At 51.2% G+C, this 24739-nt stretch carries 30 protein-coding genes; 11 read left to right on the top strand and 19 right to left on the bottom strand.

What is annotated here, in order from left to right:
* Genes MKO97_RS06860 through MKO97_RS06875 form a run of 4 tightly spaced genes read right to left on the bottom strand, consistent with a single transcriptional unit; the run spans position 1 to position 5053 of the window.
* Positions 1-1830: an ABC transporter ATP-binding protein gene (locus tag MKO97_RS06860; RefSeq protein ID WP_241105402.1), complete on the bottom strand. Its 1830-nt coding sequence runs from the start codon at positions 1828-1830 to the stop codon at positions 1-3.
* Positions 1830-3554, bottom strand: a complete 1725-nt coding sequence (locus tag MKO97_RS06865) for a phospho-sugar mutase (protein WP_241105403.1) — start codon at positions 3552-3554, stop codon at positions 1830-1832. Before MKO97_RS06865 ends, MKO97_RS06860 begins: the two co-directional genes overlap by 1 nt.
* A gap of 3 nt (positions 3555-3557) precedes the next feature.
* Entirely contained in the window at positions 3558-4514 is a 957-nt protein-coding gene (locus MKO97_RS06870) for a glycosyltransferase family 2 protein (RefSeq protein WP_241105404.1), read from the bottom strand.
* An 8-nt stretch (positions 4515-4522) separates the two neighbouring features.
* Positions 4523-5053, bottom strand: a complete 531-nt coding sequence (locus tag MKO97_RS06875; RefSeq protein WP_241105405.1) for a DUF4199 domain-containing protein — start codon at positions 5051-5053, stop codon at positions 4523-4525.
* 209 nt (positions 5054-5262) lie between these two features.
* Between MKO97_RS06875 and MKO97_RS06880 the strand changes: the two genes are divergently transcribed.
* Complete coding sequence (locus MKO97_RS06880) at positions 5263-5514, top strand: type B 50S ribosomal protein L31 (RefSeq protein ID WP_241105406.1); 252 nt, start codon at positions 5263-5265, stop codon at positions 5512-5514.
* Between the two features lie 166 nt (positions 5515-5680).
* On the top strand, positions 5681-6859 hold the full coding sequence (locus MKO97_RS06885) for a GlmU family protein (protein ID WP_241105407.1): 1179 nt from the start codon (positions 5681-5683) through the stop codon (positions 6857-6859).
* Here the strand turns inward: MKO97_RS06885 and MKO97_RS06890 are convergent.
* Entirely contained in the window at positions 6856-7275 is a 420-nt protein-coding gene (locus tag MKO97_RS06890) for a PepSY-like domain-containing protein (RefSeq protein WP_241105408.1), read from the bottom strand. The genes MKO97_RS06885 and MKO97_RS06890 overlap by 4 nt on opposite strands.
* A gap of 256 nt (positions 7276-7531) precedes the next feature.
* Here MKO97_RS06890 and mtaB point away from each other — a divergent pair, with 256 nt between their 5' ends.
* Positions 7532-8890 carry a tRNA (N(6)-L-threonylcarbamoyladenosine(37)-C(2))-methylthiotransferase MtaB gene (gene mtaB / locus MKO97_RS06895; RefSeq protein ID WP_241105409.1) on the top strand — a complete coding sequence of 453 codons (1359 nt, stop codon included), beginning with the start codon at positions 7532-7534 and terminating at the stop codon, positions 8888-8890.
* Here mtaB and MKO97_RS06900 read toward each other — a convergent pair.
* The 3 genes from MKO97_RS06900 to MKO97_RS06910 all read right to left on the bottom strand — a co-directional run bounded on the left by MKO97_RS06900 (position 8845) and on the right by MKO97_RS06910 (position 10726).
* Positions 8845-10023 (bottom strand): NAD(P)/FAD-dependent oxidoreductase, encoded by a 1179-nt coding sequence (locus MKO97_RS06900; protein WP_241105410.1) that lies wholly within the window; start codon positions 10021-10023, stop codon positions 8845-8847. The genes mtaB and MKO97_RS06900 overlap by 46 nt on opposite strands.
* Before the next feature lie 67 nt (positions 10024-10090).
* Positions 10091-10432 carry a hypothetical protein gene (locus tag MKO97_RS06905; protein ID WP_241105411.1) on the bottom strand — a complete coding sequence of 114 codons (342 nt, stop codon included), beginning with the start codon at positions 10430-10432 and terminating at the stop codon, positions 10091-10093.
* Between the two features lie 9 nt (positions 10433-10441).
* Positions 10442-10726, bottom strand: coding sequence for a GNAT family N-acetyltransferase (locus MKO97_RS06910; protein ID WP_241105412.1), 285 nt, complete (start codon positions 10724-10726; stop codon positions 10442-10444).
* 143 nt (positions 10727-10869) lie between these two features.
* Here MKO97_RS06910 and MKO97_RS06915 point away from each other — a divergent pair, with 143 nt between their 5' ends.
* Genes MKO97_RS06915 through MKO97_RS06925 form a run of 3 tightly spaced genes read left to right on the top strand, consistent with a single transcriptional unit; the run spans position 10870 to position 13297 of the window.
* The gene (locus MKO97_RS06915; protein ID WP_241105413.1) at positions 10870-11547 is read left to right on the top strand and encodes an alpha/beta hydrolase; all 678 of its coding nucleotides are present in this window, start codon (positions 10870-10872) and stop codon (positions 11545-11547) included.
* Between the two features lie 35 nt (positions 11548-11582).
* Entirely contained in the window at positions 11583-12476 is an 894-nt protein-coding gene (locus MKO97_RS06920) for a lytic transglycosylase domain-containing protein (protein WP_241105414.1), read from the top strand.
* The gene (locus MKO97_RS06925; protein ID WP_241105415.1) at positions 12476-13297 is read left to right on the top strand and encodes a sulfite exporter TauE/SafE family protein; all 822 of its coding nucleotides are present in this window, start codon (positions 12476-12478) and stop codon (positions 13295-13297) included. The genes MKO97_RS06920 and MKO97_RS06925 overlap by 1 nt, the downstream gene beginning before the upstream one ends.
* Here MKO97_RS06925 and MKO97_RS06930 read toward each other — a convergent pair.
* The gene (locus tag MKO97_RS06930) at positions 13287-13991 is read right to left on the bottom strand and encodes a redoxin domain-containing protein (protein ID WP_241105416.1); all 705 of its coding nucleotides are present in this window, start codon (positions 13989-13991) and stop codon (positions 13287-13289) included. The two genes, MKO97_RS06925 and MKO97_RS06930, sit on opposite strands and share 11 nt — an antisense overlap.
* Before the next feature lie 145 nt (positions 13992-14136).
* Positions 14137-14652, bottom strand: a complete 516-nt coding sequence (locus MKO97_RS06935; RefSeq protein ID WP_241105417.1) for a DUF2892 domain-containing protein — start codon at positions 14650-14652, stop codon at positions 14137-14139.
* A 115-nt stretch (positions 14653-14767) separates the two neighbouring features.
* Between MKO97_RS06935 and MKO97_RS06940 the strand changes: the two genes are divergently transcribed.
* The 3 genes from MKO97_RS06940 to carB all read left to right on the top strand — a co-directional run bounded on the left by MKO97_RS06940 (position 14768) and on the right by carB (position 18295).
* Positions 14768-14923, top strand: coding sequence for a hypothetical protein (locus MKO97_RS06940; RefSeq protein WP_241105545.1), 156 nt, complete (start codon positions 14768-14770; stop codon positions 14921-14923).
* Positions 14877-15038 carry a 50S ribosomal protein L34 gene (gene rpmH, locus MKO97_RS06945; RefSeq protein ID WP_026979292.1) on the top strand — a complete coding sequence of 54 codons (162 nt, stop codon included), beginning with the start codon at positions 14877-14879 and terminating at the stop codon, positions 15036-15038. Before MKO97_RS06940 ends, rpmH begins: the two co-directional genes overlap by 47 nt.
* Before the next feature lie 404 nt (positions 15039-15442).
* Positions 15443-18295, top strand: coding sequence for a carbamoyl-phosphate synthase large subunit (gene carB / locus MKO97_RS06950; protein ID WP_241105418.1), 2853 nt, complete (start codon positions 15443-15445; stop codon positions 18293-18295).
* A gap of 45 nt (positions 18296-18340) precedes the next feature.
* Here carB and MKO97_RS06955 read toward each other — a convergent pair whose 3' ends face one another.
* Positions 18341-18961, bottom strand: a complete 621-nt coding sequence (locus MKO97_RS06955) for a porin family protein (protein ID WP_241105419.1) — start codon at positions 18959-18961, stop codon at positions 18341-18343.
* A gap of 46 nt (positions 18962-19007) precedes the next feature.
* Positions 19008-19376, bottom strand: a complete 369-nt coding sequence (locus tag MKO97_RS06960) for an iron chaperone (RefSeq protein WP_241105420.1) — start codon at positions 19374-19376, stop codon at positions 19008-19010.
* Positions 19377-19447: 71 nt separating this feature from the next.
* Between MKO97_RS06960 and MKO97_RS06965 the strand changes: the two genes are divergently transcribed.
* Positions 19448-19975, top strand: a complete 528-nt coding sequence (locus MKO97_RS06965; protein WP_241105421.1) for a hypothetical protein — start codon at positions 19448-19450, stop codon at positions 19973-19975.
* 12 nt (positions 19976-19987) lie between these two features.
* Positions 19988-20242, top strand: coding sequence for a hypothetical protein (locus tag MKO97_RS06970; RefSeq protein ID WP_241105422.1), 255 nt, complete (start codon positions 19988-19990; stop codon positions 20240-20242).
* Positions 20243-20255: 13 nt separating this feature from the next.
* On the opposite strand, the gene MKO97_RS06975 is transcribed toward MKO97_RS06970, so the two are convergent.
* From MKO97_RS06975 to MKO97_RS07005, 7 genes are all read right to left on the bottom strand, one after another.
* Positions 20256-20750, bottom strand: coding sequence for a DinB family protein (locus tag MKO97_RS06975; RefSeq protein WP_241105423.1), 495 nt, complete (start codon positions 20748-20750; stop codon positions 20256-20258).
* Positions 20747-21676: an alpha/beta hydrolase gene (locus MKO97_RS06980; RefSeq protein ID WP_241105424.1), complete on the bottom strand. Its 930-nt coding sequence runs from the start codon at positions 21674-21676 to the stop codon at positions 20747-20749. The genes MKO97_RS06975 and MKO97_RS06980 overlap by 4 nt, the downstream gene beginning before the upstream one ends.
* Before the next feature lie 31 nt (positions 21677-21707).
* Positions 21708-22058, bottom strand: coding sequence for a DUF2200 domain-containing protein (locus MKO97_RS06985; RefSeq protein ID WP_241105425.1), 351 nt, complete (start codon positions 22056-22058; stop codon positions 21708-21710).
* Between the two features lie 157 nt (positions 22059-22215).
* Positions 22216-22689, bottom strand: coding sequence for a YdeI/OmpD-associated family protein (locus MKO97_RS06990; protein ID WP_241105426.1), 474 nt, complete (start codon positions 22687-22689; stop codon positions 22216-22218).
* A 6-nt stretch (positions 22690-22695) separates the two neighbouring features.
* Positions 22696-22974, bottom strand: a complete 279-nt coding sequence (locus tag MKO97_RS06995; RefSeq protein WP_256463652.1) for a TIGR03643 family protein — start codon at positions 22972-22974, stop codon at positions 22696-22698.
* Positions 22975-23268: 294 nt separating this feature from the next.
* Positions 23269-24186: an IS3 family transposase gene (locus tag MKO97_RS07000; RefSeq protein ID WP_241105427.1), complete on the bottom strand. Its 918-nt coding sequence runs from the start codon at positions 24184-24186 to the stop codon at positions 23269-23271.
* Positions 24183-24734: a transposase gene (locus tag MKO97_RS07005; protein ID WP_241102823.1), complete on the bottom strand. Its 552-nt coding sequence runs from the start codon at positions 24732-24734 to the stop codon at positions 24183-24185. The genes MKO97_RS07000 and MKO97_RS07005 overlap by 4 nt, the downstream gene beginning before the upstream one ends.
* Positions 24735-24739 lie beyond the last annotated feature (5 nt).

Consider the following 24739-nt stretch of genomic DNA (forward strand, 5'->3'; position numbering starts at 1 on the left):
TTAACTTTCGAACGACTGCATCTCGACCAGTTTGCGGTAAACACCGTTCTTTTTCATCAATTCATCGTGTTTGCCCATCTCCGAGATTTGGCCTTTTTGCATCACCACGATGAGGTCGGCTTTCTGTATGGTTGACAAACGGTGCGCAATCACGATTGAGGTACGGTTCTGCATCATGTTTTCCAACGCCAATTGCACGAACTTTTCACTTTCGGTGTCAAGCGCTGAGGTCGCCTCATCAAGGATCATGATAGGCGGGTTCTTCAACACGGCCCGCGCGATGCTGAGGCGCTGCTTTTGTCCGCCCGAAAGTTTGTTGCCGCTGTCGCCGATGTTGGTGTGGATGCCTTCCGGAAGTTCGCTTACGAACTCATAGGCATTTGCCACTTTCAACGCTTCGATGATGTCTTCGTCAGTCGCACCGGGCTTGCCCAACGCCACATTTCCCGCAACGGTATCATTGAACAAGATGCTGTCTTGCGTCACAAGTCCGATCAACGATCGCAGCGACACCAGATCAAGGTCGCGGATGTCGGTTCCGTCAATCGCAATACGGCCTTCCTGCACGTCGTAAAAACGTGTGAGGAGGTTGGCAATCGTACTCTTTCCACTTCCTGATTGCCCTACCAACGCCACGGTTTGGCCTTTCGGAACGGTCAGGGAAAAATCCTTCAGGACGCGCTCACGTACATATTTGAATTGGATATTTTCTATGGTAATGGCTGAGTCGAAAGATGTTTTTTGTAGGGCATCCGGCTTCGAGCGGATGGGGTTTTCCTGGTCGAGTATCTCCATCACCCGATCGGCGGCTGCTTGTCCGCGTTTCAGCGAATAGGAGGCCTTTGAAATGGCTTTGGCCGGTGTCAGGATGTTGTAGGCGAGTCCCATATAGGTGATAAAGGCCGATCCTTTGAGAGTGCCCTCTACCAATACCATCTGCCCTCCATACCACAGCAACATGGCAATCACTACGATGCCCATGAACTCACTGACCGGCGACGCCATATTCTGGCGGTTGCCGATGCTGTTCGACAAGTTGAAATACCGTCGGGTTGAATCGCGGAAATGTTGGCTGAAATGCGGCTCTGCATTGTAGCTTTTCACCACTTTCAATCCTCCCAGCGTTTCTTCAATGGTGGAGAGGAAGATACCCTGCTCTTGTTGCGCCCGGTTCGATTTCTTCTTCAGTTGCTTGCCAATCAGGGAGATGATGTAGCCTGAAACCGGAATAAATATGAACACGAAAATCGTCAATTTCACGCTGATCGAAAACATGACGCAAATCGTAAACAAGATGGTAAGGGGTTCTTTCACAACCAATTCCAACATCGAAAGCATCGAATTCTGGATTTCGTTGACGTCGCCCGAAATACGTGCGATCACGTCTCCCTTCCGTTTTTCGGAAAAGAACGAAAGTGGCAGTTCGAGGGTTTTGTCGTAGATCGCATTGCGGATATCTTTCAACACTCCGTTTTTCAGGAAAGTGACGAAGAACATCGCCATATAATCGAAGAAGTTCTTCAACAGGAAGATGGCGATGATGCCCGCCACCAACACGAGTAGCATAGTCGGCGTATCATACTTATCGTCGATTCCTGTCAGGAAGTAATTGAGCGAGTCGCTGATGTAGGTCTTCAAATGCGAAATGCCCTTGTAAACCGGTTTTACACGCAGGTGTTCTGCCTGCCCGAAAAGTACATCCAGCATGGGCATCAGGGCTACGAACGACAGCGCGCTGAACAACGCATACAACACGTTGAAAAAAACGTTCAACAAGGCGTAGCGCTTATAGGGCTTCGCAAAAGGAAGTATCTTTCGGAGGTTACTCATTAAATGCTAAGATCCCGAAGGATGTTTTGGATTTTGGCGTCAAGTTCTTTCTCGGCACCGGCAAAGTCAGTTACGTCGCCGATTTCCGTCTTGACACTCACATAAAATTTGATTTTCGGTTCCGTTCCCGACGGACGGGCCGCAATCTTCGAACCGTCTTCCGTATAGTAAATCAGCACGTCGGATTTCGGAAGGTCGATCGGCTCTTCTTCCCCTGTCAAGAGGTTTTTCGCAACCGACGATTTATAATCTTCGACCAGCACAACACGCTGTCCGTTGAGTTCGGTAATCGGATTGATTCGTTGGTCGACCATCATTTGGTTGATTTCGGCAAGTCCTTCGATGCCTTTCTTTGTAAGGGAAACAAGATACTCCTTATAAAACCCGAACTGTACGTATGCCTGAAGAAGTTCCTGATAGGCAGAACTGCCCTTCGCTTTGGCCTGCGCCACGACTTCACACATCAGAAGGGTAGAGGCGACGGCGTCTTTGTCGCGCACTTTATCGCCTACCATATAGCCAAAACTTTCTTCGCCACCGCCTATGAATTCGAGTTGCGGGAAATCTTTGATCATTTTCGCGATCCATTTGAAACCGGTGAGGCCTACTTTACACTCTACGCCATACGCATCGGCCAGATCGTGCATCATTGGGGTGGAAACGATGGTCGATCCGATGAACTGTTTACCATTGATTTTTCCGGCCTGTTTCCATTTTTCGAGAAGGAAATGCGTCATCAGGATCATCGTCTGGTTGCCATTGAGCAACAGCAAACGACCGTCGTTGTCGCGCACCGCCACACCCAGTCGGTCGCAGTCCGGATCCGTACCGATGACGATGTCGGCATGTACCTTTTCGGCCAGTGCCATAGCCATGGTAAGGGCCTCCGGTTCTTCCGGATTAGGTGATTTCACCGTCGGGAAGTCGCCATCGGGTGTTGCCTGTTCCGCAACTACATGAAAGTTTTTATAACCGGCGCGCTCCAGTACTTTCGGAACAACGGTTATAGAAGTGCCATGCAGAGAGGTGAAAACAATGTTCAGGTTGTCTTTCGCGTCCGCTGGTGTGTGGAAACCGGCATTGGCAATGGCGGATGCAATGAACGCATCGTCGATAACCGTGTCGATTTTTTCAATCAACGCCGGATTGGGCGCAAAGCGGATGTCTTCATATCGAGTCGCTTCAATCACGTCGATAATCTCGCCGTCCTGGGGTGGAACGAGTTGGCCGCCGTCTTCCCAATACACTTTATATCCATTATATTCGGGCGGATTGTGTGAAGCCGTCAATACAATGCCGGCCTGGCAGCCCAAATATTTCAGTGCGAACGAAAGTTCGGGTGTTGGGCGTAGGTCTGAGAACAGATAGGCCTTGATGCCGTTTGCCGAAAACACATCGGCTACTACCTGGGCCAGCGTTTGGCTGTTGTGACGGCAATCGAAGGCGATTACGACCTTTATGTCTTTGCCGGGGAACGACTTCTTGAGATAGTCTGAAAGTCCCTGGGTGTTTTTACCCAAGGTGTACTTGTTGATGCGGTTGGTGCCGACGCCCATGGTGCCCCGCATGCCGCCCGTACCGAATTCGAGGTTTTTATAGAAACTCTCTTCGAGTTCTTTCGGCGCATCTGCCATCATACGACGGATTTCCGCCTGCGTTTCTTTGTCAAAAGTCGGCGTCAGCCAGGCATTCGCCCGGGCCACCAGTGTCGGATCGAGTGACATTGTTCAGATATTTAGTTGTTCGGCTATCTTGTAATTCTTGTCGTTGTTCTTCGTGCGAAGAATGATTTCCCCCAGGAATCCCGCCAGAAAAAGCTGGGTGCCAATGACCATGGTGGCCAGTGAAATATAGAACCAGGGGTTGTCGGTCACCAATATGGTGGGTTTGTGCGTGTAAAGACGGAGCAATTTGTTGACCCCGATGAAACCGGCCGCCAGAAAGCCCACGATGAACATCAGCGATCCCAGAGCGCCGAAAAGGTGCATAGGACGTTTTCCGAACCGCGAGAGAAACCAGATGGTAATAAGGTCGAGGAAGCCATTGATGAAACGGTTCATCCCGAACTTCGTGCTTCCGTATTTCCGGGCCTGGTGGGAAACCGCTTTTTCGGTAATCTTCGAAAATCCGGCATTTTTGGCCAGTACGGGAATGTAACGGTGCATTTCACCAGATACCTCGACGTTCTTGACCACCACCTTTTTATAGGCTTTCAATCCACAGTTGAAATCATGCAACTGCACTCCGGACGTACGCCGCGCGGCCCAGTTGAAGAGTTTGGAAGGAAGGTTTTTCGACACTACTGAATCGTAGCGTTTCTTCTTCCAGCCGGATACGAGGTCGTACCCATCTTGTGTAATCATGCGGTAGAGTTCCGGGATTTCATCCGGACTGTCCTGCAGGTCGGCGTCCATGGTGATAACGACATTGCCTTCTGCCTGTGCGAAGCCGGCATGCAGGGCCTGCGATTTCCCGAAGTTGGTCAGGAAACGGATGCCTTTTACTTCCGGGTTCACCCGAGAGAGATGTTCAATGATATCCCAGGAACCGTCGGTGCTGCCGTCGTCGATGAAGAGGATTTCGTAAGAAAAGCCGTTTTCGGCCATCACACGCGCAATCCAACTATGTAGTTCCGGTAAAGACTCGTGTTCGTTCAGTAAGGGAATGACGACGGATAGATCCATATAGTAAATTAGGGCCTTTCCCGTTTAACGATTGCACCGATAATCAACGATTCGATCGTACCTACTATAACATATATAAGTACACCGAAAGGAGCGGCAATCCAGGGTGATAGAAACGTTTTGGTGATACCTATCGCCATGTCAACCTGCTCCTGCGTCATTTCAGGATTTTGGTTGAGCATCTGCTCTTCCATTTTGGAAATCAACTCAGGTGTGAACTCGGGGAAAATGAGGTTGAAGATGATATAGAAGACGCCGTATATCGCGCTACCTATCAATGAAATGATGACGCCAGTCTTTACAGCCTGGCCAAATGATAGTATACCGCCCTGGAAACTCCGGGTTTGGGTAGCGGCCAATGCAATAAGCGTTATCGGGAATACCAGGTAGTTCAAAAGGTTTACGACAGTACCAATTGACGGATTATCAATCGGGTCGAGTCCCGCAAAATACATGATCACAAACTCGACAACGAGCAGGATACCGAATAAAAGACCGTTTTGTTTCGCGAATTTGTTGGTTTTGTTTAGTGTTTCCATAATATTGGTTTCATTGATTGGATAGGCAAATATACTAAATCCGCCTACAATGAAGGTACGCAAAAAAAGCAACTGTTTTCTTGTGGATAGAAATAAAAACCATACATTTGCACCTCGATTTTAAAGAAAACTAACAAAAGGTTCCCGCCAACCATACCTTCCAACGCAGGAAGCCGCAGGGGAAACGGTCACCACAAATAAGAAATACCATGAAAAAAGGAATCCACCCGGAAAGCTACAGACTGGTTGCGTTTAAGGACATGTCGAATGACGAAGTGTTCATCACCAAATCAACCGCTGATACAAGAGAGACAATCGTTCACGAAGGCGTTGAGTATCCTGTTGTAAAACTCGAGATCTCCCGCACGTCCCACCCTTTTTACACTGGTAAATCCAAACTCATCGATACCGCTGGTCGTATCGACAAGTTCAAGAACAAATACGCGAAGTTCAGCAAATAAGAACCCGCTTCCAGATACAAACGCCTCCGCCATCGGGGGCGTTTTTTTGTATATTTGGGGAGAGTGGTCGGTGGTCAGTAGTCCGTAGTCAGTAGCGAGTGCTACCAGCCACTCACCACTGACTACTGACCACCAACTCCTAACTCCTAATTCCTAACTCCTAATAATGAACTACATCCTTTTCGACGGGCCCGCCCGCAATGCCTTACTTCCTTTTACGTTCACGCGACCCGTTGCGGATATCCGCGTTGGGATCCTGACCATTCGCGAGAAGTGGGAACGGTACCTTGGGTCTACCACGACGACCATCACCGAAGAGTACCTGTCAGAGAAATTCCCGATGGTGGAGATGGAAGAGAATGTCCTGATCAACGCATCGTGGCTGCCTAATGAGGTGTTGGCCGAAATGGTCAAGAACCTTGAACCGCGCCAGGCCATTTTCAAAGGAGATGAGGTCATTGCCTTTTTTACACAGGATACCCAGGAAGAGGTGGACTTCGATACCTACGATGTCATCGAATATGAAGAGGAAGGTATTTCCATCACCAAACCGTGGCATATTTTCCAAAAGAACGATGCCGCGCTGCGGGAAGATTTTGAACTGTTGACCGATGACCGAAAGTCGCAGCCGATTCCCGCCAGCGTCAACGTGATCGCGTCGGAGAATATCTTCATTGAAGAAGGTGCGCGACTGGAGTTTGTGACGCTTAATGCCTCAACCGGTCCGATTTATATCGGAAAAGATACCGAAATCATGGAAGGGTCGGTTATTCGCGGGCCATTTGCGCTGTGCGAGGGTGGCCAGGTGAAACTTGCTACCAAAGTGTACGGTGCAACCACCGTGGGCCCGCATTCCCGTATCGGCGGCGAGGTCAGCAACTCGGTTTTATTTGGCTACTCGAATAAGGGGCACGACGGCTTTTTAGGGAATTCGGTCTTGGGCGAGTGGTGCAATTTGGGTGCCGACACCAACAACTCGAACCTTAAGAACAACTATGAAGAGGTCAAACTATGGAGCTACGAAACGGGTGGCTTCGTGAAGACCGGACTTCAATTCTGCGGACTCATGATGGGTGATCACAGTAAGTGTGGTATCAATACGATGTTCAATACGGGTACCGTGGTCGGGGTCAGCGCAAATATCTTCGGCGCCGGTTTCCCGCGGAATTTCGTGCCGAGTTTCTCATGGGGCGGTGCTTCCGGATTTACGACCTACCTTACCAAAAAAGCGTTCGAAACCGCGCGCATCGTGATGTCACGCCGCAATGTGGAATTCGACGAAAAAGAAGCCAGGATTCTGGAACAGGTATTTGAGGATACCAAAAAGTGGCGGAAAGACGACTAGTTACTGTCGTTAAACATACCGTTCTTATGAAACAGGATGCCCTTCACTCGGGTCACGTCTGCCTCGAAGCCGTTTTCGGTGCGTGCAATTCGCAGGACTTTCTGTCCGGGATATTTTTTGGCAAGATATTTCGAAGTTTCCGACGGAATCAGAGTCGATTCTAGGCCGTTCGCACTCGTTGCTTCCAACCAGTCACCGTTTATATCGAAACTCACCATGACACCGTTCGAAAGCATGGCCCAATAAGAGGTTGTTGGATTCTGGGCATCGTATTCAAGGGTCGTGACGGACGCGCCCGTGAAGTGTTTCGCCAGTAGTTGTTGGCCGATCTTAGGTAATTCACCCGCCGGAACAGTCGTTTTTTGTGCAATTGCTGAAAAAGTCAGAAACAACAGGGCGATAGAAAGATATTTCATAAACGTGGTTTTCGTCGCAAAAATACCGTTTTCCGTCCGTCGTCCAAACATTGCCGGTGTTTTTTGGCAAGCGTTTGGGGCTGAGGGTTTTTCCCGTTCGTTTTTTGTGCGTAAATTTGCGCGCCTTTCCCGGCGGAGTACTGCTGCGTGAGGGATGGGAGCAAGGTGCCGCGCACCGCGGACAGCCCGACAGCGCCGGGACGGAGTGTCCCGAGACGGGCAAACGCGATCGGCGGTGGCACGCCCAACTACAAAAATGGAAAAGAAACGAGTCGCTTTTTACACGCTTGGTTGCAAACTGAATTTTTCGGAGACGTCGACTATTGCCCGGAATTTTCAGGAGGAAGGCTTTGACCGGGTCGATTTCGAGGAAGTCGCCGATATTTATGTCATCAACACCTGTTCAGTAACCGATAACGCCGATAAGCAGTTCAAACAGGTGGTGCGTAAAGCGCTCAAATTGAACGATAAGGCCTTCGTTGCCGCGGTGGGTTGCTATGCACAGCTGAAGCCTGAGGAATTGGCAGCGGTCGACGGCGTGGACCTGGTGTTGGGCGCGACCGAGAAGTTCAAGATTACCGACTATATCCACGACCTGTCAAAGAACGACCATGGAGAAGTGCATTCGTGCGAGATTGCCGATGCGGATTTTTATGTGGGGAGCTATTCTATTGGCGACCGCACCCGCGCATTCCTGAAAGTGCAGGACGGGTGCGATTATAAATGTACGTATTGTACGATTCCGCTTGCCCGCGGTATTTCGCGCTCGGATACGATGGAGAATGTGTTGCAGAATGCCGCCGAGATTTCGGCCCAGGGTATTCGCGAGATTGTGCTGACGGGTGTGAACATTGGCGACTATGGCAAAGGTGAATTCGGCAACAAACGCCACGAACACACCTTTTTGGAGCTGGTGCAGGCGCTTGACCAGGTGGCCGGCATCGAACGCCTCCGGATATCGTCGATCGAGCCGAACCTGCTGAAAAACGAAACCATCGACTTCGTTTCACAGAGCCGTACTTTCGTGCCGCATTTCCATATTCCGCTGCAGTCGGGGAGCAACGACATATTGAAGAAGATGAAACGCCGCTACCTGCGGGAACTTTATGCCGAACGGGTGGCGAAAATCCGCGAGGTGATGCCGCACGCCTGTATCGGGGTTGATGTCATCGTAGGGTTTCCGGGCGAAACAGACGACCATTTTCTCGAAACCTATCACTTCCTGAACGAACTGGCTATTTCGTACCTGCACGTCTTCACCTATTCCGAACGCGACAATACCGAAGCGGCTGAGATGGACGGCGTGGTGCCGACGAATGTACGGGCGAAACGCAGCAAGATGCTACGGGGCTTATCGGTCAAGAAACGGCGGGCGTTCTATGAAAGCCAGCTCAACACCCAACGGATCGTGCTGTTTGAAGACGAGAATAAGGAAGGTTACATCTACGGCTTTACCGAGAATTACGTGCGGGTGAAACTGCCGTGGAACCCGGAATTAGCGAACACGTTGGTGCGTGTCGAACTTACCCATATCGACGACGACGGTTCCGTTCGTGCGACGGTAGTGGATCACGCTGCGGTCGCGGCTTCCTTACCCGCTGCCTTAGGTTTGTAAGGAAAGAACATCCCCCAGAACAATTGCCGCATGACCGTCCATTTGTGACGCTTCAGGGTCGGCTTGAGGTTGTGGTACGACTCGTGCCCCAGGATCATGTCGGCGATCAGCCGTCGCATGAACGCGCTTCGGCGGCACACTGTGACCATCCATTCAAGGGTGCGGGGTTGGTAAAAACGATCGGCAATGCGGCAGGCCATTTCCAACTCTCTCCGTATGGGACGGGTGGCCTCGAAATAAGAGGTGGGCGTGCCGGCTATAAGTTGTTCGGCCAATAGCTCCGCCGACCGGAACGCATAGTAAATTCCTTCCCCCGTAATAGCATCGGTGAAACCACCGGCGTCGCCGATGAGGGCCCAGCCGTCGCCTTGCAGGTTCTCAGGGATCCAGTCGACGGTGTAGGGGATGGTGGCGGCATACGACTTCTCTTCGTCGATTTCAAACGCCGGATAATGCTCGCTCAGAAAGCGCCGGATCTTCGCCAATGCTTCTTTCTTGGTCGTGGTACCCGACGTAAATCCTATACCGACAGAAGCATGGTCGCGGCGGGGGAACATCCATAAGTAGCCTTTGAGATCGTCATACGATTTCAGGACGATGCGGTTGTCAGTAAGTCCTTCTACATAATACCCGAGTCCGGCGAACCGGTTTTTCTGGAACGATGCCGCCCCCAAAAGGTTCCGGCTCACCCCATGCGCCCCATCGGCCCCGATGAGGAAGTCAAAGGTTCCGTGGTGGGTTTCGGCGTGAATCGTAAAGCCATTTTCGTTTTTTGCAAACCCGGTAACTTTTTCAGCCACATGCACGACGCCTACTTCCGCACATTTATCGAGCAGGAACGCCGAGAGGCGGTGGCGTGATACGATGTGCAGTTGCGCGTTGCCCTTCAGGTGTGCAACCCGGTCGGTAGGTGAGAGGAAGGTGAAATCTTCTACTACCTGCATATCCCGTGTGCATTCCGCCAGAATCGGAAACTGGTCGAAGGCTTTTGACGTGATACCGCCTCCGCAGGGTTTTTCCCAGGGGATGCGATGGTCGAATACGGTGCAACGAATTCCGTTCGAAGCGAGCAGCCAGGCCGCGTAGAGTCCGGCTGGCCCACCGCCGATAAGGGCCACATGGGACGGTTTCATAGTAGCAGAGGTCGGGTTAGGCGACCTGCCGCAAGTAACAAAAAAAAAGTTAAAAAATGGATTCTGCTCAGTAACGCGACTGGAAGACGACTTTCGTGATACGGTAGACGTTCAGTCCGTAAAGCTCGACGAATTCATACGTATGCCGCGCCGGTTGTTTGAAATCGACCAGCCGTTCGGCCGAGATTTCGTAGTACATTTTTTCACCTTCCATCATAAGGCGGGCGCCTTCGTTGCGATAGGCGGAGCGGATGAGGGTGAATTCGGATAGGTTCCAGGTGGTGCCGGCAGCACTGAAATCGTCGATGCGGGCGTAGAGGCCTTCGGTAATTTCGGTGTGACAACCGTAGTATTTGGCGATGTCCTCGAAGAATAACAGGACGTTGATGCGGGCCTCGTCTGAAATCATATCGTATCGTTATATCCGGATGCCGGGTGGCAACAGGTCTTTGTATCGTGGGTTTTTCCGGAAAAACGCCGCGATCTTCGGAAACACGGGCACGACCTTCAATCGACGTTCATAGGCGTCGTCGAGAATCGTGCGGAGCATTTCCGCCATGTTTTCATCCTCCGGACCCAAATCATCCGGGTGGATGCGCGTCAGGAACAGTTTGCGCTCCTGGAGCGAATATTCGATCACCAGTTTTTTTCCATCCACCAAACTTTCGAATTGGCGGGAGAAGGTGTTGTCTTTTATTTCCATATGCGAGCCGGTTTTGGAAAAGAGCGACGGCCAAACTTCTGCCAAAAATAACGTGAACTCCGACGCTTTCGTACAAAAAGAATTACTTTTATACAAAGTTCGCCATAATTCCGGCTTCGGCCTACCAACGGATAGTTAAATCGATGTCGCCCGACAAAACCCACGTGTATTTCATGCCCGGACTCGCCGCAAGTCCGTTGATATTCGAACACATCCGCCTGCCCGAAGACGAATTCGAATTGCATTACCTCGAATGGGAAGTGCCCGACGGCAACGAAAGTCTGTCGGACTACGCGCAACGCATCGCACGCCATGTAACCCATCAGAATCCGGTTTTGATCGGCGTGTCCTTCGGTGGGATACTCGTGCAGGAAATGATGGCGTTCGTCAAGGCACAGCGGGTCATCATCATCTCTAGTGTCAAGAGCAGCACCGAGTTTCCGCGGCGTATGAAGTTTGCCCGGGCCACGAAGGCGTACAAATTAATTCCCGTCCGCCTGTTTTTGAATGTCGAAAGATTATCGGAATTGTCGCTGGGCGCGAAGATAAAGCAACGGCTCAAACTCTATGAGAAGTTCCTTTCGGTGCGCGACCCAAACTACCTCAATTGGGCGCTGGAAAAAGTCATCACCTGGGATCGTCGCCGCCCTGACGACCGGGTGGTCCACATCCACGGAGACGATGACCGTGTATTCCCCATAAAATATACTCGGGGTTGCATCGTTGTGAAAGGGGGCACGCATATCATGATCCTGAACCGGTTCCGCTGGCTCAATGAGAACCTTCCCAAGATTATAAAAGGCGAACCTTTGAACGACTGACAGAATTTCGTAGGTTTACGTAAATGCAAACGAATATGAGAAAGATGCGAATGATCGCCGTGCCCGCCTTGGTGTTGCTGGCGGCGGGTGTGCTGGTGTATGGAGTGAAAGCGGTGGAAGCCACTACCATCGCGAAAGAAGGAAAGAAAACCTATTTCCCGGAGAAAGTCGATTTTGCGGGTGAAGTCACACCCCTGCAGATAGCCGATGTTCGCGAGCGTTTCGAACGTGAACTGTTGGTGAACGCCAACCTTGACGCCACCACCTTGCTGATCATCAAGCGGGCGGCGCGCGTGTTTCCGGTCATTGAGCCTATTTTGGCAAAGAATGGCGTACCGGATGATTTCAAATACCTGGCCGTAATCGAAAGCGGACTCGTAAATGCTGTATCTCCCGCCGGGGCGCGGGGTGTCTGGCAGTTTATGCCGGAAACCGCGAAGGAGCGGGGAATGGAAGTGAACGACGTGGTTGACGAACGCTACCATCTCGAGAAATCAACCGAAGCGGCCTGTCGCTATTTACTGGATGCAAAAGCGAAATTCGGTTCGTGGACGCTGGCCGCCGCATCGTATAATGGCGGTGTCAACGGTGTGAACAAACAAATTGGCATACAAAAGGTTACGAACTACTACGACCTGTTGCTTACGGATGAAACGTCCCGTTATGTCTTCCGCATCCTGGCGCTGAAGGAAATCATGCAACATCCAGACCGCTACGGTTTTATTGTAGCGCCACACGACTTGTACCAACCCATTCCGGTGCGGACGATGGAGATCGATTCGTCTATTACCGATCTTGCCGACTTTGCTTTGGCGCAGGGCATCAACTACAAAGTGTTGAAGATTCACAACCCGTGGCTGCGTGACCGGAAGCTGCTCAACACGACGAAAAAGAAATACGTGCTCGAAATCCCAACTGCCGGCTATTAGTGGAACATCCGGTGGTATGGGCGCTGGTCGGTTTTGTCATCGGCACGCTGGGAACCCTGATTGGTGCCGGCGGTGGATTCATCCTCGTCCCTATACTAATAATCGTTCGTCCCGATCTCGATCCGGGCACGATCACCGCGATTTCGATGGCAGTGGTCGCAGCGAACGCGATTTCCGGATCGGGTGCTTATATGTACAAACGTCGGGTCGATTATAAAGGCGGACTCATTTTCGCGCTTGTCACCATTCCAGGCTCCATACTTGGTGTCTGGACGGTTCGGATCCTTCCGCGCCACACCTTTGATGTGGTTTTCTCCGTTTTACTGATCGTTCTTGCCGCGTTCCTGCTCGTCCGCGGTGGGAAGAAGAAAACCGTCGCCCCCGTTACCGATCGAAAGGGATGGATACACCGCCGATTGGTCGACCGTGAAGGCGAAACCTTCGAATATTCCTTTAACCTTCGAAACGGATCGCTGCTAAGCGTCGTGGTCGGCTACATATCGCCGCTGTTAGGCATCGGAGGGGGTATCATCCACGTACCGGCCATGGTCGAATGGCTGCGGTTCCCGGTGCATGTGGCGACAGCGACCTCCCATTTTATCCTGGCCATCATGGCAACCGTGACCGTGGCCACGCATTATTATGAAGGCGCGTACGACCAACCTGAGGTACTGGAGTTGGTATTTTCGCTGGCGGTGGGCGTCATTCCCGGCGCACAGTTGGGAGCCTATCTATCGGGTAAGTTACATGGCAAAGCCATTATCCGGGCCCTTGCGGTTTCGCTGATTTTGGTCGGCATACGGATTTTACTCAGTGCGTAACGAGCGGCTCGCGCCGGATATCCGATTTTACTAACAAGTTGGAGATGCCTTCGTTGTAGGCATCGAAGTTCAGTTGGATCGCTTCCTTAATCGGCGTGCGTTTCGCCACTTGCGGAGGTGGGCCGCGCCGGATCGAAATTACCTTTAAGTCGGCATCGAGGAAATAGGTGCACAGGAAACCGAGCGAATACTTCATCGTTTTCACCATTGCCTCGTCTTTGCTGTAGTTTTCACTGGCATAGCAGACTTCGATATTTCCGCTGAATTTGCCTGCCATGGCCTTTGCCGCCTGCTTGCGGTCCCAGAACACCACGACGATCTTTAAATCTTTGCTGTATTTCCGCGCCAGTTTGTTCAGCGCAGCAATTTCCCCTTTATTAAACACACACCAGGTGGCGTAGGTCTGGATCATCACGGGTTTTTTAATCGAACTCAGTTTGAGTTTCCCGCCACCGAGTCCAAGGCGTTTCAACGAGTAGTCTTCGAAGCGGGTTCCGACCAACTGGTTGTTGACCAGCGTATCGAAAAGGAACTGCCCTTCCGCCGCATCGCCCCGTTCATAGGCAGCGTTGCTGATCGAATTGTAACGGCGCATGTTTTCCTTCACCGCAGTCGGAAACATCTTCTCGTCCTGCGCTGTCATGGTGGTGACCACCAACAACCCATACACTAATAAAAGTAGTCTTCTACTCATAATGGTTAAATTTTGTTGGTTTGGGGACTCAAAACTACAAAATTTAACGCAAGATAATCAAGCATTTACCAAAAATTAATCGACATAATGCAAAAAAAGACGATTTCCGGTAAGGGAAATCGTCAGGAATAGAAGTTGGAAAGTATCAGATTTTCTTCATCTGCTCTTTCATCATCTTGATTTGGTCTTTCAGAAGTCCCTGTTTATCCAGCTTCTTCGCCTCGTTCAACAGGTTCGTCGCTTCAAGTTTCCGGCGGCGCATCATCGCCACACCGGCCAGGTTCAGTTTGGCAATGGCAATGTCGGTACTCATCGAAAGACCGAGTTCCAACGCCTTCTTAAAGTGCTTTTCTGCCTGGTTCACATTGGTTTGCGAGAGCATGAGTCCGTGCAGGTATTCATAATACCCCTGTTGTTTTCGCACCAGCGCGGTCTGCGGGTTTTTGATATAGCCGAGCCATTTTTGGGCCCCGGCGAAGTCCTGCTTGCGCAATTTCAGGAACGCCAAAACGATGAATTCGTTTTTGAAGTAAAGCAATACGAAAATACCCGCCAACAGAATCAGGAAAATACCGTTGCCAATTTCGCTATCGGTGAACTCATAAACGGCCAGCGCCACGAGCGCCACCGCCAGGATCATTTTGAAAATTTTATTATACATCTGTATCGTAATGAATTAAAGGTCGTTTCAGCGCTTTTGACGGGCCCGTTCCTTCCGTAACGAACCCACGTCCGACGCGCCGCCAAAGATAGCAAAAACCCACCAAAATATTTTTTTGAAAGCACTTGCCGAAGTGAAAAAGCTTCGTATATTTGCATCCGGTTTCAAAACCAGCCACATCGGCGCACGAATTATTGATAGTAAGACATTAAAGATACCTGGCAATGAGCAAAAGAACATTTCAACCGTCAAAAAGAAAAAGAAGAAATAAGCATGGCTTTATGGAAAGGATGGCTTCTGCGAACGGAAGAAAAGTTCTGGCGCGTAGAAGAGCGAAAGGCCGTCACAAGCTGACCGTTTCAAGTGAGCCACGACACAAGAAATAATTTTCTGGAAAAGACAAAACAAGGCGTTACTCGTATAAGTACCGCCTTTTTTTATACCTTGTCGGGAACGATGAACAATGTACGATGAACAAGGAACGATGAACAATGAGGGGTGGAGAATGAAGAATGGACCCACAACCCTGCTTGAACCCTGAACCCTGAACCATCAACTATCAACTACGTTCTTTACTTTTTGAAGCCAATCCGGCTGTTCGCTTTTAGCTTTCTCCGCAAAAGCCGGTTTTGCAACCGCGCCTCCCGGCTTCCTCCGGTCGCCGTCGCCACGGGCAAAACCACGCTTTTCCGTCGAAAGGCTAACCGCTGCCATCCGGGCTAGGATAATAAGTTCTCAACAACTAACTACTGACTACTAACTACTAACTACTGACTACTCACAACTACGTATGCCAAAAGACGCTTCCATCAAATCCGTCCTTATCATCGGGTCTGGTCCCATCATCATCGGGCAGGCCTGCGAATTCGATTACGCCGGTTCACAGGCGGCACGCTCCCTCCGCGAAGAAGGGGTCGAAGTCATCCTCATCAACTCGAACCCGGCGACCATCATGACCGATCCGGCCATGGCCGATCACGTCTACCTCAAACCGCTTACCACCAAGTCAATCATCGAAATCCTGAAGGCGCACCCGCAGATTGACGCGGTACTCCCCACCATGGGAGGCCAGACTGCCCTCAACCTTTGCCTTGAAGCCGATGAAAAAGGCATTTGGGAAGATTTCAACGTCCGGATGATCGGGGTCGATATCAACGCCATCAACATCACCGAAGACCGCGAACAGTTCAAGCAACTGCTCGAACGTATCGGTATCCCGACGGCTCCGGCCAAAACCGCGACCTCCTTCCTCAAAGGAAAAGAGATCGCCCAGGAATTCGGTTTTCCACTCGTTATCCGTCCGTCGTTTACCCTTGGTGGTACGGGTGCGGCTTTCGTGCATCGCAAAGAGGACTTCGATGAATTGCTGACCCGTGGACTCGAAGCATCGCCCATACACGAAGTACTCATCGATAAGGCACTCCTGGGTTGGAAGGAATATGAACTCGAACTCCTCCGCGACCAAAAAGACAACGTCGTCATCATCTGTTCGATCGAAAACATGGACCCGATGGGTATCCACACCGGCGATTCGATTACGGTTGCACCGGCCATGACGCTGTCCGATACGACTTTCCAGAAAATGCGTGATATGGCCATCCTGATGATGCGCTCGATCGGCAACTTCGCAGGCGGTTGTAACGTGCAGTTCGCCGTATCACCTGACGACAAAGAAGACATCGTCGCTATCGAGATCAACCCGCGTGTTTCGCGTTCATCCGCACTCGCATCGAAGGCAACGGGTTACCCGATTGCGAAGATCGCCTCGAAACTCGCCCTCGGTTACTCGCTTGACGAACTCCAAAACCAAATCACCAAATCGACTTCGGCGCTTTTTGAACCGACCCTCGATTACGTCATCGTGAAAATCCCGCGCTGGAACTTCGATAAATTCGAAGGTGCCGACCGAACCCTCGGACTCCAGATGAAGTCGGTAGGTGAGGTGATGGGCATCGGCCGTTCGTTCCAGGAGGCACTGCACAAAGCCACCCAGTCGCTCGAAATCAAACGCAACGGACTCGGCGCCGATGGAAAAGGCTATAAAAACTACGAGCAGATCATCGACAAACTCACCCACGCCAGTTGGGACCGGGTGTTTGTCATTTACGACGCCATCCAGATGGGTATACCGCTCAGCCGCATCCACGAGATCACCAAAATCGATATGTGGTTCCTACGGCAATACGAAGAGCTGTACGCCCTTGAGAAAGAGATTTCCAACTACCGCATCGACACCCTTCCGAAAGAACTCCTGCTCGAAGCGAAGCAAAAAGGTTTCGCCGACCGCCAGATCGCCCACATGATGGGCTGCCTCGAAAGCCAGGTACACAAACTGCGCGACGAGATGGGCGTCAAGCGCGTCTACAAACTCGTCGACACATGTGCTGCAGAATTTGTGGCACGTACGCCGTATTATTACTCGACCTTCGAAGCCGAGATACAGCGCCCCGACGGCACGCGTTTCGTCCATAACGAAAGTGTGGTGACGGACCGACGTAAAGTGGTCGTACTCGGCTCAGGCCCCAACCGTATCGGGCAGGGCATCGAGTTCGATTACTCGTGCGTACATGGCGTGCTCGCGGCCCGCGAATGCGGCTACGAGACCATCATGATCAACTGCAACCCTGAAACCGTCTCGACCGACTTCGATACGGCCGACAAACTCTATTTTGAGCCGGTCTTCTGGGAGCACATCTACGACATCATCCAACACGAAAAACCCGAGGGCGTCATCGTGCAGTTGGGTGGACAGACAGCCCTGAAACTAGCTGAGAAACTGTCAAAATACGGCATCAAGATCCTCGGTACCTCGTTCGATGCCCTTGACCTGGCGGAAGACCGCGGTCGTTTCTCGGAATTGCTGCGCGAGCTCCACATTCCCTTCCCGAAATTCGGTGTAGCGGAAAGTGCGGAGGAAGCCAGTAAGTTGGCCGACGTACTCGACTTCCCGCTGTTGGTGCGCCCATCGTATGTATTGGGTGGCCAGGGCATGAAGATCGTGATTAACAAACAAGAGTTGGAAGAACACGTCATCGACCTGTTGAAGAATATTCCCGGCAATAAACTGCTGCTCGACCACTACCTCGACGGTGCCATCGAAGCGGAAGCCGATGCCATCTGTGACGGTGAGAACGTCTACATCATCGGTATCATGGAACACATCGAACCGTGTGGTATCCACTCAGGCGATTCGAATGCGACGCTGCCGCCGTTCAACCTGGGCGAGTTCGTGATGCAGCAGATCAAAGACCATACGAAGAAAATCGCGCTGGCGCTGAAAACCGTCGGACTCATCAACATTCAGTTCGCCATAAAAGATGATACCGTATACATCATCGAGGCCAACCCGCGGGCGTCACGTACGGTGCCGTTCATCGCGAAAGCCTACGGCGAACCGTATGTCAACTATGCGACGAAGATCATGCTGGGCGAGGCGAAAGTCACCGACTTTACCTTCAACCCCCAACTGAAAGGCTATGCAATCAAGCAACCGGTATTCTCGTTTAATAAGTTCCCGAATGTGAACAAGGCGTTGGGGCCTGAGATGAAGTCGACAGGCGAAAGCATCCTCTTCATCGACGACCTGAAAGACGATCAGTTCTACGAGCTTTACTCGCGGCGCAAGATGTACCTCAGTAAATAAAAACAAAAGCCTCCGTATGGAGGCTTTTCTGTTATGTGCGATTTCTTACTTGAAATACGCCATGATGCCCAAATTCACACCGGCTGACCGCGCCTCATATTCGCGTTTGGTCAACCCCACGTAGGCCCGCGCTGTGAACGCGAAATTGGAAGAGATATGCAAACCAACACCGGCCGCCAGGGTGAAATCTACTTTTTCGTAATCCGGTTTTTGGGTGATTTGCGACGGCACATTGCCACTCACAATCGGATCGTAATTGCGTTCGATCGAATACGCTACCTGCGGACCGACTTCCCCAAAAAACTCCCTGCTGAATCGGTAGCGCGTCATGAGCGGGAATTGCAGAATACCCTCCCGCACCCGCATTTCGCCCCATTCCCCGGCCATTGGCATGCCGCCCACGGTATAACCAATGCCATGTACGAATTGGTCGCGTTTATGGCCTACATACAACACCTCCGGACACAGGAATAGATCTTCGTCTATTTTCGCCTGGAAAAAGAGTCCGACGTAGTATCCAAATGCCTGGCTTGTGGCATCGTTTCGTCCGTCCGAAAGAAATTGGTAGTAGTCAGCTCCTGTCTTCACACCAAAATGAAAGGAATCCCAACGTTGGGCAAATGCCCCGGTAGCAACAAACAGTAGGGCTAAAAACCGCAGTCTCATGGTCAGATATTTGCGCTAAATATAGAAATAATCGGTGGCCATGGGTTCATTTCCGAAAATTACTCTTTGTTCGGTTCCGATTCTCCGACAAACGGTAGCGGACGATGGCTTCGATCAATTCAATAGGCAGCGGCCGGTCATGCGGGAACTGCACCGATCCTTTTCCCTGTTTGTAGGAAGACAATGCCTCTTTGAACGCCTCATGGCCCGTGGGGGTAGCATAAAATCCCGTGTGGTGGGCAAAAGCAGCGAAATAAACCAGTGCCCCGGCATCGAAATAAGCGGGCATCCCGTAACTGATCTTTTCCTCTGCATCGGGGGCTGTTTCCCGTATTACGCGTCGCATCTGTTCAAGCCGCTGCCGTACCTCACCCGAAAAACGTTCTATATACGCCTCTACCGAAGTGGCCTTCATCGTTGTGTTTTTTCAAATATACACGGTAGCGCCAAAATCTCTATATTTGAGAAGCAAAATCTACCCCTAGGATGAGAAAGATGGCTTTTTGCCTGGCAGTGGCCCTGGCAGTTGTTTCCTGTAAAAAAGAACTGGAGGTACAGACACCGATGTACAGTTCCAAAGACACGGTCACCGGGCGCGCGCCGAAAACGGTTGCCGCTCCGCAAAATGTACAACAGGTTACGCAGGGACAAACCGTCCAGGTGAATCCACAACAGGTGCAGGCTACACAGAAAGTGGCACCCGGTATGAACCCGCCGCATGGGCAGCCGAACCACCGCTGTGATATTGCTGTAGGTGCGCCGCTGAATTCACCTCCGGGCAAGACAGCCGCACAGACGGGTAAGACCACCGTGTCAGCGCCTGTCGTACAGGCACAACCTACGGTGAAAACCGCGCCGGGCATGAATCCGCCGCACGGACAACCCGGTCACCGTTGTGACATTGCAGTGGGAGCGCCCCTGAGTTCGGCTCCTGCAAAAGCGAAAACGGAAACACCGCCACCTGCCTCTGCAGTTCCGGCTGTGTTGGCCCCAACGGAAGAAAAAAAGGAATAAAAGACGGGCGATATGAAACGGTCGACTGCCGCGTTTCTTCTCGTTTTTGGCGCTTCTTTGGTGCTGTTGCTCGGAATCGACTATGTCATAGCGACGTCGGTATTGTGTCCGAATTGCGGTTACGAGAAAGACACGCTATATCTCTTGTTCTTCTATGAGAACTCGGATACCGTCCACCAATCGTATCCTACCCTTTTCAATATTGCCCTTGTGGTCGGTCTCGCTTTTTTCAGCGGGCGGGCGTTTCGGCGTTTTGTGCAGGTTTAAGTTCCGTGACGCCCTAAACCGTGCGTGCTGAGATGAGCTTCCGAATTAGCGCGACTTGCCCCAGATGGTAGTAACTATGCTCAATGACGCCCTCGATGTTTCGCAGGTAGGTGCCATAGCGCGGATCGACGAACGGTTGGTCAAAAAGAGTATCGGGCATCTTTTCAACCGCATCTGCAAAGCGTTGTGCGTTGTCGATAAAAGTGGTAACGACCGTTATCCAATCCGCTTCAGTTGTGATCGGCGGCAGGTCGAAACTGTAGGTATCCCGGATGTCCAGCCTCCCCGTTGAAAAGGCCGAAAGAAGTCCGGCCAGGTAATAATTGATATGAAAGGTCAAAGCCGCGATTGAATTATGCGGCCCGATCGTTTCAATCGCCACCTGCCAGTCTAAGCCTTCGATCTGGTCACGGAAATTGGTATTGGCAATCCAACGGCCATCAAGAAGCACTTCCCGAAGGCGTTGGGCGAGGTAGTGGTTACGTGCAACTGCCAGGTCCGACGTCATGGCCTCCCCAATAAAAACACCAATGGTACGTCCAGTCGCGCTTTCCAGGCCTTTTCGCTGTGGTCGTCACCCGGGAAGAAACGGCTCAGCCCTTTTCCTCCGGTATAGCCTTTCCGTGCCAGCAAGGCGTCTACTTTTTTCTGGATAGGCGGATACATGGCGTCGAGAGTCTGGTCGCCACAGTCAAAATACAGCCGGTGGGTTTTCGGGTCGGGAAGGTGCGACGACAAATAGGAAATGAACGCATCCGGCATGGGGTTGTTCTCGGCTGCAAACGTACCGGGCCAGTGCGTCGACAGGCAAGCCGCGCCGCCGAACACATCGGGGTATTCGCAGAGGGCATACATCGAAATCAAACCGCCCATGCTGCTGCCGGCGATAAAGGTGTGCGCCTGGTCTGGGTTGACGCTATAGGTCTGGTCGATATACGGTTTCACCTCGGTTACCAGGAATTTCAGGTAATTGTCAGATTGCGGTTGGAACGCGGCTTCGGTGCGTCCGGCTTTTCGCAGTTGCGCCGTGACGGTGTCGCGTGCTACCGGTGTCAGCGATTCAAAGGGTTTTTGAGGGAAATAGTCCGGATGACGGGTGACGCCGCCGTTCCAAACGCCGACCACGATGAAGGGGCGGACGGTTCCTTTCGCCATCAACGCCGATGCGACATCGTCTACGTCCCAGGCCTGCTTGTTCCATGATTTTGTGGGGTCGAACAGCATCTGGCCATCGTGCATATACAACACGTCGTAGTGCTTGGCTGTGGAATATCCTTCCGGAAGCCACACGTCAATCGTTCGGGATGTGACGTATTTAGAAGGGAAGTTTTCGATGCGTTCGATACGGCCACTGACGACCTGCGGCAGGTCTTGTGCCAGACCACAGCAACTGATCAGCAAGGCGATAAGGTATTTCATGTTCGGGTAGTGCATAGGATAAAGTTAGTAAAAATCCCTTCCGTGTTCAGCTGCGCTTTATCTTTTCTATTGCTTTGCCTTTGGACAGTTCGTCGATGATCTTATCGAGGTAGCGCATTTTACGGATTAATGGATCTTCGATTTCCTCTATCCGATATCCACAGATGACACCGGTGATTTTGGGGGCATTGGGATGCAATTGAGGCGCTTCGGCGAAAAACGTCTCGAAATCGACCTGGCGTTCGATCTGCCTTTTGAGGCCTTCGTGGTCATAGCCGGTCAGCCATAGGATGAGGTCGTCGAGTTCGTCTTGTGTGCGGCCCTTCGACGTCACCTTCTTGACGTAAAGCGGATAGACGCTGGAGAATAGGATTCGGTAGATGCGTTCGGTTTTCATCGTTAAGGGTAAGTGGTGTAAGACAGCGGGCGCGCGTTTCTGGATGCTCGTACGCTCGTATTCCGAGCATTTCAAGTACGTACTCTAAAGATAGCGATTTTCCCGATTTAGACGGGATGTCGATGCCCCGTTTCCAAAAATGGCGCGCCTACATTCGTTACTTCAACACCAACCGCGGTGACGTCACCCCTCGTTTCAATTGGTGGGCAATCTTCAGCGCCCGTTCAATTCGTTTATCAGGTGATTTCACGAGGGTCACGAGGTGGATGAGTCCGCGTTTGTTGCCGTCGGTCAGGCCTTCAAACACCTCTTGTGCGGACGAATCGGTGTCGAGCACTTCCCGGAATTCCTCCGGCATGTCGAATTGGTAGGGGGTGTTGTCGGGACGGAACTTTATTCCGATGTGATTCCCGGCCGTGAGGCCGAGTTGTTTCCGGACGGCTGCCGCTACATACACAAAATGGCCCCGGCCTTTCATCGGGAGGAGCGCACAGTGGAAAGAAACGGCGCCGATGGAAGCGATCAGTCGCTTGTGCCCGGCGGCGAGCAACTCCTCGCTCAGGGACGAATCCAGCACGATGAAATGGGTACCGTTATCGGATTTTTCGAGTAGGTAGGAGTGCTGGCCCATAGAGTTTTACCGCTTCGAGATCCGGTTGCCGCTGATAGCGCGCTGGCGGGTGCATTTGAACCGCAGCATATCCGGGTCGGCCTTGGCGCGGTGTTTCACGCCCGTACCCGACGATACCCGGGCGCGCCAACGCTTGAAACTGCTCTCCTTCAATTCGCGGCGCATGAGTTTCTCGACCTCCCCTTGTGTCAGGCCGAACTGCAGGCGAATGGCATCGAAGGGCGTGCGGTCTTCCCAGGCCATTTCGATGATGCGGTCGATTTCGGGTTCGGAGAATGTTTTCACGACGTAAAAGTAGGGAAAGGTAGGTTGAGCGGATGTGAAAAAAAGAGTTAGTAGTCAGTAGTTGGTGGTCAGTAGTCGGTAGTTAGTAGTCAGCAGTCAGTAGTCGGTAGTCAATACTTGGTGGGCAGATTCGGACGGGGTTACAGAAGGCGCGTTTGTCACCATTAACGCTTTATATACACTCTATATACGCTTTATACACGCTTTATCTAGGCTTTAAGTGGGGAGCTGTCGCGTCCTAAAATAGCTATACAGATTACTAAATAAATCCTGTTTTAGTTATACAAATGTAATTCATAATCCTAGGTCAGCTATACATTGAGATTTACTTTTGTTTTGTGTGTGATAGTTTTTCCATCGCTTTGTGAGCGGTTTTAAATTAAGGTGAGCCTCTTCCGGGGTTAAGTAGTTACAGCTCGCATGAGGACGTAGTTCATTGTAGGCCTTGATACTTTTCGCTATTTGATTCCCGGTTTGTTCAAAACCTAAAGAGCTGGTGTGCAGATTGAACTCTGTTTTGATGATGCCGTTTACCCTTTCTGCAATTGCATTCTCGTAAGGGTCGCCATTTTCTGTCATACTGATCCTGATGTTGTTTTGTTGTAGTAGGCTGACGTATAGAGCTGAGCAATATTGAGATCCCCTGTCAGAGTGATGCGTGATGGTAGCGTTGTAGGCACGATTGTCCAGTGCCATTTGCAGCGCTTGAACACAACCTTCAGCCTGCAGGTCACTACGAAAACTGTATCCCATGATTTTTCTTGAATAAGCATCGGTAATCAGACTCAGGTAGCCCCACTGGTTAGACATACGGATGTAAGTAATATCGCTTACCCAAACCTGCTCGGGCCTGTTTATCACTATATCTTTTATCAGGTTGCCATATTTACGCATCCAGTGGCGTGAATCGGTGGTGATGGCTTTTCGCCTGCGTTGGCCCACCAATAAACGATGTCGCTGTAAGAGATCGAAAAGGGCATCGCGGCCAATACGAATTTGGTGTGATACCAACACCGGACCTAACAGATGAAGGAGTTTTCGGGTGCCCACACGAGGCAATGACTTGCGAAGCCTCTGCACTTCCTGAAGGATGATATCTTCCTCTATAAGCCCCGTTTCCCTGCGCCAGAGCGTATCATAATACGCGTGTCGGGTTTTGCCAAACAGCCCACATAACATTCCTATTCCGCAACGCGGATAGTCTTGTTTCATTTTGAGGACTGCCTGGCACCAGGCTTTTTTCTGATATCAATTTTAAGCTGTTCTTCGGCAACATCGATAAGGGTGTTCAATGCCTTAATCTTCATCTCAGCTTCCTGCAGCGCCTTGCGGAGCGATTCGACTTCTGCAGCATCCTTCAGGGCGGGCTTCTTGGACATGACCGATGGGATTACAGTACAAATATCCACTTTTTCTTCCCTGTATTTCAAAAGCCAGGCACGAATCAACTTCGCGTCTTTTATACCATAAGCGCTACACGCTTCACTGATACTCATCCTACCCTGTTCTACAGCGCTGACAATGGTGCGCTTTTGCAATTTTGTATAGCTCCGGCGCTTTATCTTCTCGTGATAGTGACTCGAACCATATTTGCGCATCCAAATGCACAAAGTACTTTTTCCAAGGCCATAAATCCGGTTGGCCTCCTTGCGAGGCAAACCCGCCTCAACCTCACTTACAATCTTTGCAATTAATCGAGGATCAAAATGACTTTGTTTTCCCTCGTGCTGGCAATTAGCCAATTTTCCTTCTTGTTCCATACACT

Origin of the sequence: Flavobacterium sp. HJ-32-4 (genome assembly GCF_022532105.1) — a bacterium.
Classification (GTDB): domain Bacteria; phylum Bacteroidota; class Bacteroidia; order Flavobacteriales; family Flavobacteriaceae; genus Flavobacterium.